The sequence below is a fragment of the Halomonas sp. OfavH-34-E genome (assembly GCF_024124525.1).
Classification (GTDB): Bacteria; Pseudomonadota; Gammaproteobacteria; order Pseudomonadales; family Halomonadaceae; genus Halomonas; species Halomonas litopenaei.
The window spans coordinates 169,305-187,694 of the sequence record NZ_JAMXRY010000001.1 but is presented as its reverse complement, the minus strand read 5'-3'; the positions used below and the strand labels follow the sequence as shown (position 1 = coordinate 187,694).

At 64.2% G+C, this 18,390-nt stretch carries 14 protein-coding genes; 7 read left to right on the top strand and 7 right to left on the bottom strand.

Annotated elements, in window-relative coordinates; genetic code table 11:
- Window positions 1-17 precede the first annotated feature (17 nt).
- Window positions 18-920 carry a LysR family transcriptional regulator gene (locus NH448_RS00865; protein WP_045993317.1) on the bottom strand — a complete coding sequence of 301 codons (903 nt, stop codon included), beginning with the start codon at window positions 918-920 and terminating at the stop codon, window positions 18-20.
- A gap of 124 nt (window positions 921-1,044) precedes the next feature.
- Here NH448_RS00865 and NH448_RS00860 point away from each other — a divergent pair, with 124 nt between their 5' ends.
- The 6 genes from NH448_RS00860 (at window position 1,045) to NH448_RS00835 (ending at window position 9,629) form a co-directional block, all read left to right on the top strand.
- Complete coding sequence (locus tag NH448_RS00860) at window positions 1,045-2,109, top strand: tartrate dehydrogenase (RefSeq protein WP_045993316.1); 1,065 nt, start codon at window positions 1,045-1,047, stop codon at window positions 2,107-2,109.
- Window positions 2,110-2,297: 188 nt separating this feature from the next.
- Window positions 2,298-3,275, top strand: a complete 978-nt coding sequence (locus NH448_RS00855) for a TAXI family TRAP transporter solute-binding subunit (protein ID WP_045993315.1) — start codon at window positions 2,298-2,300, stop codon at window positions 3,273-3,275.
- Window positions 3,276-3,504: 229 nt separating this feature from the next.
- Window positions 3,505-5,559 carry a TRAP transporter fused permease subunit gene (locus NH448_RS00850; protein ID WP_157033064.1) on the top strand — a complete coding sequence of 685 codons (2,055 nt, stop codon included), beginning with the start codon at window positions 3,505-3,507 and terminating at the stop codon, window positions 5,557-5,559.
- Between the two features lie 277 nt (window positions 5,560-5,836).
- Window positions 5,837-6,400 carry an RNA polymerase sigma factor gene (locus tag NH448_RS00845; RefSeq protein WP_197037111.1) on the top strand — a complete coding sequence of 188 codons (564 nt, stop codon included), beginning with the start codon at window positions 5,837-5,839 and terminating at the stop codon, window positions 6,398-6,400.
- On the top strand, window positions 6,397-8,541 hold the full coding sequence (locus NH448_RS00840) for a VWA domain-containing protein (RefSeq protein ID WP_045993313.1): 2,145 nt from the start codon (window positions 6,397-6,399) through the stop codon (window positions 8,539-8,541). The genes NH448_RS00845 and NH448_RS00840 overlap by 4 nt, the downstream gene beginning before the upstream one ends.
- 53 nt (window positions 8,542-8,594) lie before the next feature.
- The gene (locus NH448_RS00835; protein ID WP_052704386.1) at window positions 8,595-9,629 is read left to right on the top strand and encodes a CHAD domain-containing protein; all 1,035 of its coding nucleotides are present in this window, start codon (window positions 8,595-8,597) and stop codon (window positions 9,627-9,629) included.
- Window positions 9,630-9,691: 62 nt separating this feature from the next.
- Here NH448_RS00835 and NH448_RS00830 read toward each other — a convergent pair whose 3' ends face one another.
- The 5 genes from NH448_RS00830 to NH448_RS00810 form a co-directional block, all read right to left on the bottom strand.
- The gene (locus tag NH448_RS00830) at window positions 9,692-10,426 is read right to left on the bottom strand and encodes a ParA family protein (RefSeq protein ID WP_045993312.1); all 735 of its coding nucleotides are present in this window, start codon (window positions 10,424-10,426) and stop codon (window positions 9,692-9,694) included.
- Between the two features lie 219 nt (window positions 10,427-10,645).
- The gene (locus NH448_RS00825) at window positions 10,646-10,945 is read right to left on the bottom strand and encodes a YqjK-like family protein (protein ID WP_045993311.1); all 300 of its coding nucleotides are present in this window, start codon (window positions 10,943-10,945) and stop codon (window positions 10,646-10,648) included.
- Between the two features lie 38 nt (window positions 10,946-10,983).
- The gene (locus NH448_RS00820) at window positions 10,984-11,400 is read right to left on the bottom strand and encodes a phage holin family protein (RefSeq protein ID WP_045993310.1); all 417 of its coding nucleotides are present in this window, start codon (window positions 11,398-11,400) and stop codon (window positions 10,984-10,986) included.
- The gene (locus NH448_RS00815) at window positions 11,400-11,789 is read right to left on the bottom strand and encodes a YqjD family protein (protein WP_045993309.1); all 390 of its coding nucleotides are present in this window, start codon (window positions 11,787-11,789) and stop codon (window positions 11,400-11,402) included. The genes NH448_RS00820 and NH448_RS00815 overlap by 1 nt, the downstream gene beginning before the upstream one ends.
- 136 nt (window positions 11,790-11,925) lie before the next feature.
- Window positions 11,926-13,050: a phospholipase A gene (locus tag NH448_RS00810; protein WP_045993308.1), complete on the bottom strand. Its 1,125-nt coding sequence runs from the start codon at window positions 13,048-13,050 to the stop codon at window positions 11,926-11,928.
- 151 nt (window positions 13,051-13,201) lie between these two features.
- On the opposite strand from NH448_RS00810, the gene mscK reads away from it, so the two are divergent.
- Window positions 13,202-16,636, top strand: coding sequence for a mechanosensitive channel MscK (gene mscK, locus NH448_RS00805; protein WP_253028339.1), 3,435 nt, complete (start codon window positions 13,202-13,204; stop codon window positions 16,634-16,636).
- A 129-nt stretch (window positions 16,637-16,765) separates the two neighbouring features.
- On the opposite strand, the gene NH448_RS00800 is transcribed toward mscK, so the two are convergent.
- Complete coding sequence (locus NH448_RS00800; protein ID WP_045993306.1) at window positions 16,766-17,524, bottom strand: TlyA family RNA methyltransferase; 759 nt, start codon at window positions 17,522-17,524, stop codon at window positions 16,766-16,768.
- Window positions 17,525-18,390: the final 866 nt, after the last annotated feature.

Genomic DNA, 18,390 nt, shown 5'->3' with positions numbered 1-18,390 from the left:
GCTTCGTCCCCCCCTGCCTACTCGTGCGACGGCAAGGCCTCCATCTCGCTGACCAGATGGTCGATAAAGCGGCGGATGCGGATCGGCAGGTGATCGGCGTAGGGGTAGACCGCGTAGATGTCGGCGTTGGGTAGCTGGTAGTCCGGCAGCACCCGTACCAGGCGTCCCTGCTCCAGATGTTCGTGCACGTCCCACTCGGCGCGCACGGCGATGCCGTGGCCGCGAATGGCCCAGGTCAGCACGCTCTCGCCGTCGTTGGCCGACAGGTTGCCACGGACCTTGACCTGATGGTGACGCTCTCCCCGGGTGAAGCGCCAGTTGCCGTAGGTGTCCTCGTTCTGTCTGAGCACGATGCAGTTGTGTTCGCTCAATGCTTCCGGGGTGTCGGGATGCCCGTGGTTCTTCAGATATTCGGGTGATGCACAAAGCAGACGTCGGTGGGAGGCGATCTTTCTGGCATGCAGTCCCGAGTCGGGAAGGGTGCCGAATCGGATACCGATATCGAAGGCATTTGCCACCAGATTAAGCGGGTGATCCGAGAGGTGAAGCTGACAGTCGATATCGGGGAATTGTTCGACGAAAGATGCGACGAAAGGAGCAATATGACGTCGACCGAATCCGAAGGGGGCGTTGATTCTTATCTGTCCCGAGGCTTCGTCGGCGTTCACCTTTAGTGCATGGTGAAGCGCTTCCATGTCGGCCAGCATGCGCTTCGCGTAGCGCAACATGACGACCCCGTCCGGGGTCAGACTCATGGCTCTCGGGGTGCGGTAAAAAAGCTGGGTGTCCAGGGATTTTTCCAGATTTGCCAAGCGCTTGCTGGCAGCAGCCGGGGTGATGTCGAGATCCTTTGCGGTGCGCGACAGGCTGCCCGCTTCACACAGGATGACAAAGAATTCGAGGTCGGCAAGCGATTTCATGGTTAACCCAGGCGTCATGGTAGCTTCAACCGCCAGTCTATTGCCGCCAATTGTCCCTGTCACCTAGCCTTCGTGAACCCGGCAAGACCTCCGGTTTACAGAATCTTCAGTGAGGTGACAGCAGATGAGAACGCATAAGGTGGCGGTGATTCCCGGTGACGGTATCGGCCTTGAGGTCATCGAGGCAGGCAAGCAGGTCATCGAGGCGCTGGCCAAGAAGAGCGGCGACTTCAACTTCGAATTCGAGGACTTCGACTGGAGCTCGAAGCGCTATCTGGAACAGGGCGAGTACATCCCCGAGGGTGGCCTCGCGAAGCTCGCGAAGTTCGACGCCATCTACTTTGGCGCCGTGGGCAGCCAGGACGTGCCCGACCACGTGTCGCTGTGGGATCTGCGCCTGGCCATCTGCCAGGGCTTCGATCAGTACGCCAATGTGCGCCCGGCGCGGGTGCTGCCGGGCGTGAAGAGTCGTCTCGAGGGCGCCGACAAGATCGACTGGGTGATCATCCGCGAGAACAGCGAGGGTGAGTACTCCGGCAACGGCGGGCGCGTGCACCAGGGGCTGCCCGACGAGATCGGCACCGAGCTTTCCATCTTCTCGCGCAAGGGCATCGAGCGGATCCATCGCTTTGCCTTCGAGATGGCCCAGAGCCGCCCGCGCAAGAAGCTGACCCTGGTGACCAAGTCCAATGCCCAGCGTCACGGCATGGTGCTGTGGGACGAGGTGTTCTTCGAGGTGGCCAAGGACTTCCCCGAGGTCGAGATCGATCGTGAGCTGGTCGATGCGGTGACCACCCGCATGGTGCTCAAGCCCGAGACCCTGGATGTGGTGGTCGCCACCAACCTGCACGCCGACATCCTCTCGGATCTTGCGGCAGCGCTTTCCGGCAGCCTGGGTATTGCGCCTACCGCCAACCTCAACCCCGAGCGCAGCTTCCCCTCCATGTTCGAGCCGATCCATGGCTCTGCCTTCGATATCGCGGGCCAGGGGATCGCCAATCCGGTGGGCTCGTTCTGGACCGCGGCGATGATGCTCGAATACCTCGGCGAGAACACCGCCGCCGAGCGCCTGATGGCAGCCATCGAGCGCCTGACCGAGTCCGGCATGCAGACCAAGGACCTGGGCGGCGACGCCATGACCCGCGACGTGACGGCGGCCATCTGCGCCGACATCGAGGCCCAGGGCTGAGTCTGAGATCCCCGTCGTTTCCTGCCCCCTGCGGGCAGGAGGCGATGACCTTGTCCCCGTCGGATGGCATCGATGCCGAAACACCGACGCGGGATTCGGGGAGGCTCGGCTTTCGAGCAGAGACTCCCCGCTCCACGAGCCCATCGAGAGGCTTGGCAGTAACAATCACAACGCCAAGGAGCAACGCCATGAAATCCCAAACCCTTCTTTTCAGTGCAGTGATCGCCGCGGTGGCGGCGAGTCCGAGCATGGCCGCCGACGACCAGAGTGACTGGCCCCAGAGTGTCACCATCGGCACCGGTAGCCAGGGCGCTACCTACTACATCTACGGCAGCGGCTGGGGCAACCTGGTCGGTGAGCGCACCGGCATCTCGTTCGGCGCCGAGGTCACCGGTGGCCCGGTACAGAACGTCACCATGGTGCAGATGGGCGAGCACGAGTTCGGCATGGTCACCATGGGACCGGCCTACCAGGCCTGGCAGGGCAACAGCAAGCTGGCTCCGGGGGTCGAGCACACCGACGTGCGCGCAGTCTTCCCGATGTACCAGACGGCGCTGCAGGTGATCGCGCTCGAGGACTCGGGCATCGACTCCATCGATGACCTCGACGGCAAGACCGTCGGTATCGGGCCGGCCGGTGGTACCGGCGATCTGTATTTCCCGCAGATCTTCGACAAGCTCGGGATCGAGGCAGATACCCGCAACGGCGGCGCTGCCGACCAGGCCGGTCAGGTCCAGGATGGCCTGCTCGATGCGTTCGCCTTCGCCTCGGGGATTCCGGTATCGGCGTTCAGTCAGCTGGAAGCCCAGGCCGACGTCAACATCTTCTCGTTCTCGCCGGAGGAGAGTGAGCAGTTCCTCGAGGACTTCCCGGCACTCAGCGCCTCGTCGATCCCGGCCAGCGCCTATCAGTCGCTGGACGAGCCGACACCGGCGGTGTCGATCTGGAACTTCGCCATCACCCACAAGGACATGCCGGAGGGACTGGTCTACGAGGTCACCAAGGCCGTGATGGAAGAGCATGAGCGCATGCTCAAGGTCCATGGCTCGGCCAAGGAGACGCTGCCGGAAAACTTCTCCCAGAACAGCTTCATGCCCTGGCATCCGGGCGCCGTGCGCTGGTTCGAGGAGAACGGCTACGACATCCCGGACGATCTGGAAGGCTGAAGTGCTATGGCGCCGGCCGTCTGAGACGGTCGGCCCTTGAAGCTCGTGAGCCGGGGTCCGCCAGGGCCTCGGCCCTCGTGACCTGAGGTACAGCGAGATGACAACGACAAGACAACCGGAGCCCGCCGACGAGGTGGCTCCGCTTCAGACGGTGGTGGCGGATGGCGCCGACGAGCTGCCCCGTGCCCACAACGAGCGCGTCCTCGGCGGGCTGGTCGGCAGGACAGTGATGCTCGGCTGCGTGCTGTTTACCGCGATGCACCTCTACGCGCTGAATATCGCGCCGATCGAGACCTGGACCTTTCGCATTCTGCACATCGCCGGTGGACTGATGGTCGGCTTCGCCATCACCGCAGCGATGTCGGTGGACCCTGAAGGCGGGGCCGGCAAGGGCTCAAGGCCAGCAGGACTCGAACGTCTCGCTGCGCTGATCACGGCACTCGCCAGTGGCTACGCGGGTGCCTGCGCGCTGGCCCTGTGGGGGCTGAGTGAAGGCCCTGGTGTGGCGGTGACCAACTGGCTGCCGCTGCATCTGGCGGTGGCGCTGGCGATCGCCAGCGTGGCGGGGGTGGTATCGAGCTGGTGCTTTCCCAGTCGTGGTGATCGCATTCACTGGCCGGATCTGGCGCTGATGGTATCGGCGCTGGTGGTGGCGGCCTTTCTGATCTTCGTACTGGGACGCTGGCGCATGGCGGCGGGCACTCCGCTGGTGGGCACGCCTGAGCTGCTGGTCTCGGCCAGTGGGGTGCTGTTGATCATGGAGCTGACCCGGCGTATCGCCGGTCTGGCGCTGATCGCCATCACCAGTGTCTTCCTGCTCTACGCCTTTGCCGGGCCCTACCTGCCGGGCATCCTCGAACATGACGGCTACACGGCCAAGCGCTTCTTCACCTACCTGTACACCGACAGCGGGGTGCTGGGGCCGACCACCGCGGTGTCGTCCACCTACATCATCCTGTTCATCACCTTCGCCGCCTTTCTGCAGGCCTCCAAGGTCGGGGACTACTTCGTCAACTTCGCCTTCGCCGTGGCCGGGCGTTCGCGCGGTGGCCCGGCCAAGGTGGCGGTATTCGCCTCGGGGCTGATGGGCATGATCAACGGCACCTCGGCGGGCAATGTGGTGGCCACCGGCTCGCTGACCATCCCGTTGATGAAGCGGGTGGGCTACCATCCGCTCAGCGCGGGCGGCATCGAAGCGGCAGCCTCCACCGGTGGCCAGATCGTGCCACCGATCATGGGCGCCGGCGCCTTTATCATGGCCGAGATCACCGGCATCCCCTATACCGAGATCGCCTTCGCCGCGCTGATTCCGGCGGCGCTGTACTTCCTCGCCATCTATCTGATGGTGGACCTGGAAGCCCGACGCGACGGCATGCAGGGTCTGCCCAAGGACCAGTTGCCGCTGGTCACCGAGATGCTCAAGCGGGTCTATCTGTTCCTGCCGATCATCATCCTGATCACCACCCTGTTCATGGGCTATTCGGTGATCCGTGCCGGTACCCTGGCGATGGCCAGCGCCGCCGTGGTGTCCTGGCTGACGCCGCACTGGATGGGGCCCAAGGCCTTGCTGCGGGCGCTGGAACTGGGGGCCCGAATGTCGGTGCCCTTGATCGCAGTGTGCGCCTGTGCCGGCATCATCGTCGGCGTGATCTCGCTGACCGGCGTCGGTGCGCGCTTTGCCTCCATGCTGCTGGGGCTGGCCGACACCAGCCACTTCCTGGCGCTGTTCTTCGCCATGTGCATCTCGATTCTGCTTGGCATGGGCATGCCGACCACGGCGGCCTACGCGGTGGCGGCGTCGGTGGTGGCGCCGGGGCTTCAGCAGATCGGTATCTCGCCGCTGGTGTCACACTTCTTCGTGTTCTACTACGCGGTTCTGTCCGCGATCACGCCACCAGTGGCGCTGGCCGGCTACGCGGCGGCGGCGATCTCCAACACCAATGCGCTGAAGACCGCGGCCACTTCGTTCAAGTTCGGCCTGGCGGCGTTCATCGTGCCCTTCATGTTCTTCTACAGCCCCGAGCTTCTGATGCAGGGGACCTGGTGGGCGATCCTGAGGGTGGCGATCACCGCCGGTATCGGCATCTATCTGCTGGCGGCGGCGCTTCAGGGCTATTTCCTGGCGGCTCCGGCGAATCTGCTCCAGCGTGTGGTGCTTGGGGCAGCCGCCCTGGCGATGATCTCCGGTGGCCTCGTCACCGACTTGATCGGCCTGGGACTGGGCGCGGCGATCTGGGGCGTGCAACGCTGGCGCCACAAGAGCGCCGGTACGCTGCCCTCCTGAGGAGCGCAAGGCAGCAAAGCCAGGACGCCGCGGTACCTGGCGTCCTGGACCTGAGCGCAAGCCCAGGTGGTAAATCGCGGGGGAGGCGGCCTACGGGCCGCCTCTTTTTGTGCTACTACCGTTTGCAGACGTGGAGGCTTCCTGTTCAAGCGATGCCTGTTCGCCACTTTTTTTCTCAGCCGCCCAAGGAATCGGCTACCAGCGACGTCTTTACATGTAGATGCCCCCCTGTGGGCTGATGTGTATTTCCGAGAGCCCGACCGCGAGGAGCGGCCACTTGTCGATTCAAGAGCCCGAAACCCGGGCGCCAACGGATGTAGAACTGGTGAAGGGCGCCGCCGGAGGCGAGCGTGAGGCCTTTGCGTGCCTGCTGTCTCGCCACTACGACCGGCTTTATGCGCTGGCCTGGCGGCTGACTGGCAGCCGCGCCGAGGCCGAGGATCTGACCCAGGACATCTGTCTTGCGTTGCCCGACAAGCTAATCCGCTTCGATGGGCGCGCCGCCTTTACCACCTGGCTCTATCGGGTCGCGGTCAACGCCGCCCACGATCGTCGCCGGCAGCAAGCCACGCGGCGCAAGGCTGCCGAGGGCTGGGAGGCCTGGGAGCGTGGCCGACACCAGCGCAATCGACAGCGCGACGATGAACAGCGCTGGCTCGCCAGGGCGATGGCGACGCTATCGACTGACCTGCGTGACACCGTGGCGCTGTCCCTGGGCGAAGGCATGACCCAGGCGCAGGTGGCCGAGGTGCTGGAGGTTTCAGAAGGTACCGTGGCCTGGCGCATGAGCGAGGTGAAACGACAATTGAGCGCGCTGGCCCAGGCGGAGGAGGAAAGATGAGTGATGAGCTGAAGCGCCTCGAACGGGCCTTGTCATCGGCACCCGCGCCGGAGGCGGAGGTGAAGTCCGGGCATCTAAAGGCGGCGCTTGACCGGTTCGATCAACGTCAGGCCGCCGACCAAGAGTCCAACGCCGAGCCACGTCTCTCGGGGGAAGGTCGCGATGACATCAGGTCGCGGCCGCGTTCACCCCGGAGGGATGCCAGCATGAACCGATCGCTTAGCCACAGCCCGTCACACCGTCGCCCATTGCATCGTCGACCATCAGTGGCTGCCGCCGCCTCGCTGGCGGCGCTGTCACTGGGGCTTTACCTGCTGTGGCCCCAGGGCCAGGACTTCGACGCCATGACAGGGCCCGAGCCGAGCCAGGATGCCGAGATGGCCGTCTCGCCACCTCGAACTGCCGGCAAGCCCGAGTCTGCCCCTGAAGCGAATGAGAGCGAACGTCTGGCGATTGTGGCGAGCAAGACAGGACCGGTGGCAGACCAGATGGCCGGTGACATGCCCCTTGATACGGCCGTCGTGACGGCTGTCGAGACGGAAAGCAAGTCTGCTGGGCAGGTCACTCAGTTGGCCGAGGCTCCCAGGCTCTCTGTGTCGCGATCTCCCGCGCTCTCTTCTTCACCATCGACGTCGCTCTCTCCTTCGACATCGATGGAGATGCGCGGCCTGATGCCGAGTCAGGAGGTCGCACGGATAGCGCCCTTGCCGAGCCCGGAACCTTCGGTCCAGATGCCCACCGCCTCCTCGGAAGCCTATCCCGAGTTCGACGCCTCGAGTGTCAGGGTGACCGCCGAGACGCCGGTGTCGACCTTCTCGGTGGACGTGGACACGGCAAGCTACGCGGTGGTGCGTTCTTCGCTGATGCAGGGGCAGTTGCCGCCGCCCCAGGCGGTGCGCATCGAGGAGATGATCAACTACTTCGGCTACGACTACCCCCAGCCGGACGCCGAGGCGTTTCGCCCGATGGTCGACGTCTTTGCCTCGCCGTGGAATCCCGAGCGTCAGCTGGTGCGGGTGGCGCTGCAGGGCAGGGCGGCCACGCCTGGGCCCCGCTCGCCGGTCAACCTGGTGCTGCTGATCGACACCTCCGGCTCGATGCGCTCGCCAGACAAGCTGCCCTTGCTCAAGCGCTCCATGTCGCTGTTGCTGGGTGAGCTGAATGACGACGACGAGGTCGCCATCGTCACCTACGCCGGCAGCGCCGGGGTGGCACTGGCACCGACTGCGGCATCGAACACAGAGGAGATCATGCAAGCGCTCGAGAGCCTGGCGCCCAGCGGTGGTACCGCCGGCGAAGCCGGCCTGAGCCAGGCCTATCGGCTGGCGGGGCAGATGAACGGCGAGGACGAGACGACCCGGGTGCTGCTGGCCACCGACGGCGATTTCAATCTTGGCCTGAGTGATCCCGAGGCGCTAGAGCGATTTATCGCCGGCCGGCGTGAGGGCGGCGTGTATCTGTCGGTGCTGGGCTTTGGCCGAGGTAATCTCGACGACGCCGTGATGCAGTCGCTGGCCCAGCATGGCAATGGTCAGGCCGCCTATATCGACAGTCTGGCCGAGGCGCAGAAGGTGCTGGTGGACCAACTGGCGGCGTCGCTCGAGCCCATCGCCAACGACGTCAAGGTGCAGGTCGAATTCAATCCGGCGCGGGTGCAGGAGTACCGCTTGATCGGCTACGAGACCCGCGCGCTCAGGCGAGAAGACTTCCGCAACGACCGCGTCGATGCCGGCGATATCGGCGCGGGTCATCAGGTGACGGCGCTCTACGAGATTGCTCCGGTGGGCTCGAGCGCTGCCCTGACCCGGCCATCTCGCTATCAGCAGGGACAGCAAGTGACGGGGGGCCAGCATGACGAGCTGGGGCATGTGGCGCTGCGCTACAAGGTGCCGGGGGAGTCGCAAAGCCGCCTGATCGAGACGCCGATCTCGCCAGGCGTGACGACAGCCGACAGCGAGGCGTCCTTCGCCGCCGTCATCGCAGGCTTCGGCCAGCTGCTGGGTGACGATCGCTACCTGGGCGACTGGGGTTGGGATGAGGCTATCGCGCTGGCAGAGGCCAGCAAGGGCAAGGACCGCTACGGCTATCGCGCCGAGGCGGTACGCCTGATGCGCCTGGCCGGCGGACTGTCGGATCGCTGAGTTTCTGCGCTACGCTTGAATGCATCATCTATTTCTTGTTCAGGAGAGAGTGTATGGCCAAGGCGCTGGGACAACGGCGGCTGGGGACGGTGCTTGAAGCCGTCATCCTTGAGATGCTCGATGACGCTCGTCAGGCCTATCCGCGCATCCAGGACCCCGAGGACAGCGAAGGGCTGCACGACTTTCGGGTGGCCTTGAGGCGCCTGCGCAGCACCATCAAGGAGTTTGGCGATCAGCCGGGGTTTGCGATCGACAAGGCGCTGTTGCGCCAGTTGACGGCGCTGGCGCGAGCCACCAACGACGCTCGCGACGGTGAGGTGATGCTGGCCTGGCTCGATAGCGTGGCCGAGTCGACGGGAGCGCCGGAGCGGGGTGCCATCGGCTGGTGGCGGGAACGCCTGGCGGCTCAGGTGGAACAGGAGTACGCCTCCATCGACGCCAGTGTGGCGGGGTTTCCGCTGCTCGACACCCGCCTGCGCGAGGCTGCCGGCAAGGCCGCTCTCAAGGACAAGGGCAAAGACAAGGACAGCAAGAAGAAGGACAAGAACAAGGACAAGAAAAAAGGCAGCAACAAGGCCGGCAAGGAGCCTCGGTTTGGTGACGCCTCGGCCCAGGTGCTGGCCCGGCTTGGTGAGGGCTGGCTTGAGGAGCTCGCAGCGGTAAAAGGGCGCGAGGAAGAAGAGACGCTGCACCGGCCGCGTATCACCGGCAAGCGACTGCGCTATCTGCTGCGTCCCTGGCGGGAACAGGGCGAGGTCTTCGCCGAGCTCGAGGAAGAGCTGAAGACCTTTCAGGATGCCTTTGGCGATCTCCACGACGACCTGGTGAGGGGCGACGTGCTGACCACGGCGGCGCTCTTGCACACCGAAGAAGAAACCCTGGATCGTCTGGAGGCAGCACTCGAGCAGGCCTCACCCAGGGCCACCGCGCCTCGCCACCTGCGCGGTTTCATGCTGCTGCATGCGCATCACGAGGCGCAGACAGAGCAGAACCTCAAACGGGTGCAGGCGCTATGTCGCAAGCCGCGCCTGGAGCGTCTCGAGGCCAGGATCAATGAGGCCGTGACACTGATGAAGGCTCCGCAATAGCGCTGAAAAAGACCCAGGGCGGCCCTGAGGGCGCGCCCGAGAACAAGCCTCGGGCCGTTCAATCAGGCCAGGCGCTGTTCGATCTCCTTCCACAGGCTGGTGTAGGCGCGGCACGCTGGGGTATAGGGGGCAAAGTGGCGTACTGGGGCGCGCTCAAGCCCCATGCGCTCGACCGCACTGGCCGCCGGGATGACGCTGGACAGCCGCAGCGGCCAGCGCTTGCCGAAGCTTTCCATCACCTCGCGATGCATGGTGCGGCGCCGATCGGCCAGGGTGATGAAGGGCCACAGCGGGCAGACCAGATCCTGGTCGTCGAGGAAGGTCTCGAGTTGCTCCAGGGTGCGTAGCGAAAGGGTGGAAGGCACCACCGGCACCAGCAGGGCGTCGACGCTGGTGAACATGTTCTCGGACATGTGGGACAGCGTCGGTGGGCAGTCCAGGATGACCAGATCGTACTCGTCGCGTACCTTGCCGAGGATCTGACGCAGATGACTGGAGCCATGATGCTCGAGCAGCTGGTCCATCTCGCGGGAGTCCAGCGAGGCCGGCAGCACATCAAGGCCATCCACGTTGGTCGAGCGGATGACCTTGTTGAAGGCCGCCTTGCCTTTCACCAGCTTCTCGACGCCACCGCGGATCTTGGGCTTGATCTTCAGATAGAACGTCGTTGCCGCCTGGGGATCCAGGTCCCACAGCAGCACCCTGTGGCCACAGGCGGCGGCTTCGCAGGCTAGATTGACCGCCGACGCCGTCTTGCCCACGCCCCCCTTGATGCTGTAAAGCGACAACATCCGCATCGCAATTCGCCCCGTGAATTTGATGAACTAGAACAACGACTTTAGCACAGCTTTGTGCAGTGAATGGCGTTGTTCGCCAGGGGATATTGACGTTGTTTTGTATACGGTCTTGGTAGTCGCTGCAACAACAACCTTTCTTGATTGAAGTTCTGGGCGCTGAAGGTTGGGCGCAGAGGGGCTGGGTGCTGTAGGGCCGGATAGTGAGGGGGCGGTGTCCTGTCAGCGCTTGACCAGGCGCCTGACGCGCTGGATGGCGAGACCGGTCACCACCAGCTTGCGACCCCAGCGAGCCAGTCGGCCGGGGTGGCGCAGCACGGGAATCAGCGCCGTGCCGGCGGCAAGCAGGGCCGGCGTGCGATAGCGACTGAGGGCCTGCCAGCCGGCGTCGATGCGCTCTCCGGCAAGATGGAAACGGCGCGAGGCCAGCAGGATGTCCAGCCGCTGCTGTTCGATGGTGGCCTCGAGTTCGGCCTTGCGCTCGGCGCGAGAGGGGCTCGCACGGCGGTCATCGCGGCTCATGGCATTGCTCCCTGACGTGTCGGCAGAAAGATGGCGGCTCATCGACGATGTGGCTCATCGACGTCCGGCCGCATCGATTCTTCGGCAAGCTCTCGATCCAGGGCCAGGTGCTTCAAGGTGCTGACCAGCAGCGTGCGACGACGTGCCAGGCGCATCGCCGCCAGGGCCAGCCCCACGCCTCCTGCCAGAAGTACCGCCGCGCATACGGCGATGGCGGTAAGCCGGAAGGAGTTCCAGAACAGCACCACGACGAAGGCCGTCAGGGTGGCGATGCCGAGCATCAGCAGCACCATGCTCAGCCCCAGCAACAGGGCCAGGGTTACCAGTCGAGCGCGTTCTTCCTCGAGTTCCAGAACGGCGAGACGCAGGCGCGTCTCGCCGGTGGCGATCAGGGTCGAGAGGACCCGCTTGCCCGCCCCGAATAGCCGTTGTGCCGGTCCTTGGCTGTCTGCCATCAGCGCCGCCCGATCAGCATACCGACGATGCAGCCGACGGCAGCACCGATGCCGATGCTCTTCCAGGGGTTGTCGTGGACGTAGCGATCACAGGCATCGACCTGGTCGGTGACGCTGTCGCGGGTCTGACGGTAGACGCGCTCTCCAGTGGCTTCGAGGCGAGCACGGGTATCCTTCAGTCGTGCCTCTGCCTTGCTGCGCCATTCCTTGACGGTCTCGCTGGAGTCGTCGGCGGTGGCGCTCAGCAGGTCTTCGAGGGTGCTCGACAGCTGCTTGAGGTCGTCCCTGAGTTGCTCGGTGGAGGCGCTGGAGCTGCTGGTGTCCGCGTCGCTTGCCGCGCTCTTGGCGTTGGACTTGCTGGCGGTGGTGCTGGAGCTTCGTGTAGCCATCGTGTCTTCCTTTGACGCAGGTGGATTAACGGTACCAAAAATGAATCTTTACCCGTTCATGCTCGCATCAGAATAGCAGTCACGGCAATGGCCGGCGGCCGACCGTGCAAAGAAGCACAATTGGCCGCCGCCGGCATCACGGATTGAAGCCGCCCGCCGAGAACAGCGGGTTCATGCTGAAGCCGATACCCAGGCGATTGACGCGCTCGTCGTAGTCGATAAGGCTCTCGCCGTAGCCATAGTAGTACTGCACGTGGCCACGCACCTTGCCGAACAGCGGCCAGGAGTAGTCGAGTTGGGTGCCGTAGTTGCCTTCGTCGGGGTTGCCGCGCATCAGCAGGCTGGCTTCGTGGGTGTCGAACATCTGCCGGGCCACGGTGACGTCGGCATAACCCACGTAGTCCTCGATGTCGGGGTTGTCGTCATCACTATCGTCTTCCGGGATGCGCCAGAACGGCGAGACTGCCAGCGCCCACTCGTCGTTGATCCAGGAAGTGGTGCCGATGACCCGGTTCCAGCTGCGAGACAGCGGGTCCGAGCGGCCGTTGGACTGGTGATTGAGCGAGATGCGGTTGTTGACGTTGGTCCAGCCCCACAGGTTGGTGTCGTTCTGGAAGTCGATGAAGAACTCAGGCTCGTAGTTGGTCTCGCGAAACGGCGAGGACTCGTCGCTGTTGTAGGCCTGCCACCAGCTCTTCTGGGTGTAGGCGAAGTAGAGGTCTGCGTTGTCGAATAGCACGTCCTCGGCGATGTTGAACTTGGCACTGAACTGAAACTTGAGTTCGGTGTTGTCCATGTCAGCATCGTCTTCACCGGCACGAAAGGCGCCGGAATTCGGGTTGGTGTTGTAGCTGATCGGCAGGATGTAGTTGCGCCGGTGGGTGGTGATCGAGAACGGGTTGCTCTCGGACTCCTGCTCCAGCTGACGACGCTCCTCGACGGTCTCCTCGATGGGCTTGCCCGAGGCACGTGCAACGATCTCCTCGGAGGCGGGCAGACCGGTGGTGTCGGGGGCTTCGGCGTTGACCGTCGATGAAGTGCCGGCGCTACTGACGGCCACGGCCTGTGCACCCTCGCGCTGGGCCTCGTCATCGTCGAGTTCATTTTCCAGCTTGGCGAGCTCAGCCTTCAGGGCCTCGATACGCGCCTCCTTGGCCGCGCGCTCGGCGTCGGTCAGGCCGCCGTCGGCGACGGCCTGTCCACTGATGGCAAGCGCCAGCAGGGAAGGGAACAGGGAGGAACGGACGGCGGGGCGGGTCATAGGGTGAATCCATTCGACAGGTGGAGGCGTTGTTCTACCATGGCGGCGCAGCGAGTCAACTTCGTGGAAGAATCTTGCACTGGATTGCCATACTGACACACTGGGTTGAGAATCTCGCCTCCTCCACGCTGCGACAGGAAGTTCTCTTAAGATGCCCAGCTCGCCTTCTTCGTTGTTCCGAATACTCCCCCTCTTGCTGGTGTTGCTGCTGTCTCTGCTGTCGGTATCTGCGGTGGTGGCCCAGGAAGCGCCCGAGAAGAGGCTGCCGGACAAGCAAGAGCTGCAGTCGCGCCTTGACGAGCGCGTCGCCAATGCCAGCGATCCGCCAAGCGCCACGGCGCAGGAAGAGATCGATGCGCTGTCAGAGGCGATCGATGCGGTGGAGAAATTGGCCGAGGTCGAGCGTGACCTGGAGAGTCTAGAGCGGCGTATCGAGGGGGCACCCGAACGGCTGGCGGCGCTTGAGGAAGCGCTGCGCCAGAGTGAAGAAGGCGAGTCGCACAATCTAGCTGAGCTCGAGGGGCTGAAGATGCCGGCCGTCGAGCAGCGCCTGAGCGACGCCACCCGAGTGCTGCAGTCGACCCAGGATACCCTGACCAGTGTGCAGAGCCAGTTGCTGGGGGCCCAGACGCTGCCGGAGCGGGCGCAACAGGCCATCACCGAGGCCAATCGGGAGATGGATGAGGCGAGGGTCAAGCTCGAAGACCTCAATCGTCGTGACGTGCCGGAAGATGCCCCCTTGCGGGTGGCGGCGCGGGCGCGCCAGGCTCTGGCCGAGGCTCAGCTCGAGCTGCACCAGCGTCAGCTCAATACCAATACACGTATGCGTGAGGTGCTGCAGCAGCGCCTCGCGCTGTTGAAACTGGAGGCGGCAAGCGAGGAGGCCTGGGTCTCCGCGCTGCAGGGTCGGCTCGATCGACTGCGCCGCGAGCAGACCGAGCGGGCCATCGCCGAGGCAGTACGCGATGAGCCAGAGGCCATCTCACGGCATCCGGTGATTCAGGCGGCCCAGACCACCAACCGTCAGCTCTCCAAGGACTTGCTCAACGCCACCTCGCGAGCCAACGATCTGGTGCGTGACGGACTCGAAGTGCGTCGCCAGCTCGAACGGGTGCGTCGCCTGCAGCAGGGGCTGACCCAGAACATCGAGGCGGTGCGCGGCAGTGTACTGTTGTCGCGCATCCTGCGTGAGCAGCGAGGATCGCTGCCCGAAGTGCAGCCACGGCCGGGCCTGCGTGACGAGATCGCCGATGTACGCCTGGCGCAGTTCGAACTCGACAGCGAACGCGACGCCTTGCGCTCCCCGGAGGCACTGGCAAGGGAGGTGTTGGCGCAGGCCGAGGTGGACGAGCCCGAGCCCCTGGTGGAGCCGCTGGTGCAGCTGTTCAATTCTCGGCGTGAGCTGATCAGCCAGCTAGAGCCCACCTACGGTCAGATCCTCACGGCTGCCATCGATATGCAGCTCAACCAGCAGCAGTTGCTCGACATCAGTGCGCAGTTGCGCACCAGCATCGACGAACAGCTGTTCTGGGTGGCTAACGCCAGGCCCATCGATCTCGGCTGGCTGATGAAGATCCCCCAGAACCTGATGATGGAGTGGCGGGAAGGCGAGTGGCGCCAGATCCTGCCTCACAACTGGCGCTGGCCGGGGCCTGGTGCCTGGGTAGCGGTCCCGGTACTGCTGGTGGTGTTGCTGCTGCTGGCGCTCAGGCGCGCGATCATGCGTCGCCTGGTCACCCTGCACGACCAGATCGGTCGACTTCGCTACGATTCTCAGCTGCATACGCCCAAGGCGGTGGCATTGAACGCCCTGGTGGCCGCACCGGGACCGCTGTGCCTGGTGGCCTTCGGCCTGCTGTTGACCCTCGGTGGCTCCGAGGTGGCAGCGGATGTCGGCTACTCGGTACTGCAGCTTTCACTGGCCTGGGGCGTGGTCGCCTGGTCGCGTCGCCTGCTGGTCAGCGACGGCGTGGCGACACGTCATTTCCACTGGCCGGTCAAGTACGTGGGCAAACTGCGCTGGTGGCTCTTGTGGCTTGGCGTCAGCATGGCGCCGGTGCTGCTGATCGCGCCGCTTGCCAGGGACGCTGCGGTGACCTTCAACCAGCGCCCGCTGGGGCTCGGACTGTTGCTGCTGGGGCTGATTGGGATGAGCGTGGCGCTCAGCAAGCTGATCATGGCCCACACCCCCTTCTTCGGGGTGAAGCTCTTTCGTCTGGTGCTGGGGCTGGCGCTGGCGATGGTGCCGGTGGTGCTGGGTGGTGCCGTGCTTTATGGCTACGTCTACTCGGCGTTGAGTCTGGTCAGCCGCTTCGTGATCTCGTTGTACCTGCTGGGCGTGTGGATCCTGGTCGAGGCAGCGGTGGTCCGCGGATTGGCGGTGGCTGCCCGACGCCTGGCCTATCGTCGTGCGCTGGCTCGCCGGCGAGCCCTGGCCCAGGACGACAACGACCGTGGCCTCGATATCGTCGAAGAGCCGCCGCTGGATATGGAGCAGGTCAACCAGCAGTCGCTGAGGCTGTCCAAGCTGCTGCTGACCATCGGCTTCGCCGCCTTGCTGTATCTGGTCTGGACCGATTTCCTCGGGGTCATCGGCTACCTCGACAACGTCACCCTGGTGGAAGGCGCCACCGGAGAGGGTGGCGAGGCGCTGGAGGACAACCTGAGTGTCGGCGACGTGCTGGTGGCCTTGTTCATCGCCGGGGTGACCATGATGCTGGCGCGCAACCTGCCGGGTCTGCTCGAGGTGATGGTGCTGTCGCGCCTGGAGCTCAAGCAGGGCAGCGCCTACGCCATCAGTTCGCTGTTGTCCTACACCATCGTCGGCACCGGTACGGTGATGACCCTGGGCGCACTCGGGGTGTCATGGGCCAAGTTGCAGTGGCTGGTAGCGGCTCTTGGTGTGGGTCTCGGTTTCGGTCTTCAGGAGATCTTTGCCAACTTCATCTCGGGTCTGATCATCCTGTTCGAGCGGCCTGTACGCATCGGCGACACCATTACCCTGGGCAACCTTACCGGTACGGTGAGCCGGATTCGTATCCGCGCGACCACGGTCACCGACTTCGATCGCAAGGAGATCATCATCCCCAACAAGACCTTCGTCACCGACCAGCTGATCAACTGGTCACTGTCGGACAGTGTGACGCGGGTGACGTTGAAGTATGGGGTCAGCCACGACGCCGATCGCAGCCTGGTGCATCGCCTGCTCGAGCAGGCCGCCGAGGAGAACGAGCGGGTGCTGTCCGACCCGCCCCCCGAGATCTACTTCATGGCCTACACCGCCAGCACCATGGAGTACGAACTGCGCATCTACGTGAATGCCCTGGGGGATCGACTGCTGGCCACCGACGAGCTCAACGGCCGCATCGGCGACATGTTCTCCGAGCATGGCATCCGTATCGCCTTCGACCAGCTCGATGTACACATTCGACGCTCGGGGCAGCGCGACGTGTGGAAGGGCGTGCATCGGGTCAAGGGCGACCCTCAGGAAGGCCATCCGCCCCCCGGGGCCAAGGGTGACCCGGGTGACGTCGGTATCGGGGATGGCGGCGGCAGCGATGGGGGCGGAGACGCCGGCGGGCGCTGAGGGCGACCGACCGCGGTCGCTGGCGAAAGGCTACATGGTCTGCTGTAAGGCCTGCTGCATGGCATGTCGCACAGCCCGTTGCATGGCATGTCGCATAGCCCGTCGCATGACACGTCGCACAGCCTATCGCTAGCGCCGGCGGGCCTGTAGCAGAAACTCGCGATTGCCGTCGCCACCAAGGATCGGACTTTCCTGCCAGTGCAGGATCTCGAAGCCGACCGAGGCGCAGCAGTCGCGGATGCGCTGCTCGACCTCGGCGTAGCGGCGTGGGTCGCTGACCACGCCTCGCTGATCCACCGCACCAGGCCCCAGCTCAAACTGGGGCTTCACCAGAGACAGCAGCAGGGCGTCCCGTGCCAGCAGCGTCGCCAGCTCCGGCAGGATCAGCGTCTGCGAGATAAAGGACACGTCCATCACCGCCACCTCCGGCCGACCGATTTTCTCCATCAGCGTCGCCAGTTCGCGGCTTTCGCTAAGGTGGCGGGCGTTGAGCCCCTCCAGACAACTGACGCGGGCGTCGCCCCGCAGGCTATCGTCGAGCTGTCCGTGGCCTACCTCGATGCCGATGACGTGGCGCGCACCGCCGGCCAGGGCGCAGTCGGTAAAGCCCCCGGTGGATTGGCCCACGTCCAGCACCAGGCGGCCGTCCAGTGACAGTTCCAGCGCCGAGAGCACTGCTTCCAGCTTGAGTCCGGCGCGGGAAATGTAACGCTCCTCCGGGTCCTCGGCGACCACCAGAGCGAGGTCGTCGGGGCACTTCTCCCCGGGGCGTGTCAAAACCTTGCCGTCATCCCGGCGGGAGACGCGGCCGTGGCGGATCAACCGCTGGGCGCGGGTGCGAGAGCGAACCAGGCCCTGGCTGACGAGGAGTTGGTCGAGACGTGGCATGGGGTGTTCCTGTGGCGCCTTGGTCGGGCCGTCTGGAGTTCAAGCAGAAAATGCCGGCGCATTATGCCACGGCGAGGCCCCTGTGGGGGCGCACACCAGCCTCCACCGCTTTGAGCCGGCTATCACCACCCTTCATCACATCCCGTCAGTTACTACTCGCTAACCTGTCGTTTGCCGATGGTAAGCGCTCGTCCCCTTTCAACATCGCCTGGGCTCTCACACCGTAGGGAGACTATCCAGTTTTAGCGCCACCTTCCGGTCGAAATGGCCAGGATCGCAGGCTATGCTAAAAACCAACAAGCTTACTTAGGATTGCACAAGGCGTCAGGTTCTGTGCGGAGTTGCGACAAGTGGCGGCGTGACAAGCAGTACGGCGAGGGAATGCTGATCGAACGACGGAATCAGGTGACAAGCCAAAGCCACAACCTTGGCTGCTAATACGTCATGTCACACCACGCGCAGCACCCAGTCCCAGCCTACCCAACTTGTAATATTTCCCCGCCAGAGAGCGATGACGTCGCCACCGTGATGTTCAGGGAAGGGACTTGCACGGGTGGCATGTCCTCCCGGTAGGGTGCCCGAACGGTTTGTCTCGCCGCTTTCCACCGCTATCTCTCCGCCACCTGATTTACAACGACTGATTGCCCTGTGGGGGAGGCCAGCAAGGGTCTCCTGATGGGGCCGCAGCGCTCGTACTAAAATGGATTTATACACAGTATATCTGGCTGCACGCCGAGGGCCGGCAGGGAATGCTGAAAGTGGGTGCTCACCTAATGCGCATAGTCTCAAGGTTTTGGTTGGAAAAACAAAAGGATAGAAAAAAACCTCGAAGCAATATGCGGCACGGTTATCGGAAAAAATGAGCA

Excerpts from the sequence above, each read along its gene's own strand:
- NH448_RS00865 (WP_045993317.1), bottom strand. The coding sequence starts at position 920 with ATGAAATCGCTTGCCGACCTCGAATTCTTTGTCATCCTGTGTGAAGCG.
- NH448_RS00860 (WP_045993316.1), top strand. The coding sequence starts at position 1,045 with ATGAGAACGCATAAGGTGGCGGTGATTCCCGGTGACGGTATCGGCCTT.
- NH448_RS00855 (WP_045993315.1), top strand. The coding sequence starts at position 2,298 with ATGAAATCCCAAACCCTTCTTTTCAGTGCAGTGATCGCCGCGGTGGCG.
- NH448_RS00850 (WP_157033064.1), top strand. The coding sequence starts at position 3,505 with ATGCTCGGCTGCGTGCTGTTTACCGCGATGCACCTCTACGCGCTGAAT.
- NH448_RS00840 (WP_045993313.1), top strand. The coding sequence starts at position 6,397 with ATGAGTGATGAGCTGAAGCGCCTCGAACGGGCCTTGTCATCGGCACCC.
- NH448_RS00835 (WP_052704386.1), top strand. The coding sequence starts at position 8,595 with ATGGCCAAGGCGCTGGGACAACGGCGGCTGGGGACGGTGCTTGAAGCC.
- NH448_RS00830 (WP_045993312.1), bottom strand. The coding sequence starts at position 10,426 with ATGCGGATGTTGTCGCTTTACAGCATCAAGGGGGGCGTGGGCAAGACG.
- NH448_RS00825 (WP_045993311.1), bottom strand. The coding sequence starts at position 10,945 with ATGAGCCGCGATGACCGCCGTGCGAGCCCCTCTCGCGCCGAGCGCAAG.
- NH448_RS00820 (WP_045993310.1), bottom strand. The coding sequence starts at position 11,400 with ATGGCAGACAGCCAAGGACCGGCACAACGGCTATTCGGGGCGGGCAAG.
- NH448_RS00815 (WP_045993309.1), bottom strand. The coding sequence starts at position 11,789 with ATGGCTACACGAAGCTCCAGCACCACCGCCAGCAAGTCCAACGCCAAG.
- NH448_RS00810 (WP_045993308.1), bottom strand. The coding sequence starts at position 13,050 with ATGACCCGCCCCGCCGTCCGTTCCTCCCTGTTCCCTTCCCTGCTGGCG.
- mscK (WP_253028339.1), top strand. The coding sequence starts at position 13,202 with ATGCCCAGCTCGCCTTCTTCGTTGTTCCGAATACTCCCCCTCTTGCTG.
- NH448_RS00800 (WP_045993306.1), bottom strand. The coding sequence starts at position 17,524 with ATGCCACGTCTCGACCAACTCCTCGTCAGCCAGGGCCTGGTTCGCTCT.